The sequence below is a fragment of the Bradyrhizobium sp. Ses1 genome, from assembly GCF_059512365.1.
The window spans coordinates 1-658 of record NZ_JCAMOQ010000200.1; the positions used below are offsets into that span (position 1 = coordinate 1).

General features: G+C 59.7%; 1 pseudogene. It reads left to right on the forward strand.

Going from position 1 to position 658, the window contains the following annotated elements:
• Positions 1–68: 68 nt before the first annotated feature.
• Positions 69–658 (forward strand): annotated as a pseudogene (locus AC5ZG5_RS46360) (IS5 family transposase); the annotation flags it as partial.

A 658-nucleotide genomic window follows, 5' to 3' on the forward strand; every position in this document is an offset into this window, starting at 1 on the left:
TAGGGTCTGTACCTAATTAGCGCACTCTGATTCCCTTGGACCGAACTGATTCGGCACGGGGGACTTCGATGCGCAAAGGATTGTTCTGGCTCAACGACAAGCAGTGGGCTCGGATAAAGCCGCATCTGCCAACGAACCAGACCGGCCCGGAGCGCGAAGACGATCGACGCATCATCAGCGGTATCATTCACATGCTTCAGTGTGGTGCGCGCTGGCGCGATTGCCCGCCCGACTTTGGTCCTTACACGACGATCTACAATCGGTTCAATCGCTGGGCCAAGCGTGGACATTGGCAAGCGATCTTTGAAGCGCTCGCCCGCGGCGGCAAGGACGGCGTGACTTTGTCCATCGACTCCACCTCGATCAAGGCGCATCGCTCGGCGAGCGGCGGAAAAGGGGGGAGCATGAACAGGCGATTGGCCGCTCGCGCGGCGGGCGGACCACGAAAATCCACGCGCTGAGCGACCCTGATTGCAAACCTTGCGCATTTCATCTCACTCCGGGCCAAGATGCAGATATTGCCGCAGCGCCGGCCCTTTTGGACCTCGCGCCGCCAATGTCTGCCCTCATTGGGGACAAAGGCTACGACGGCGACGGCTTTCGCGCCGAAATCGTCAATCGTGGTGCGAAGCCCGTCATTCCAAACAAATCCAACAGG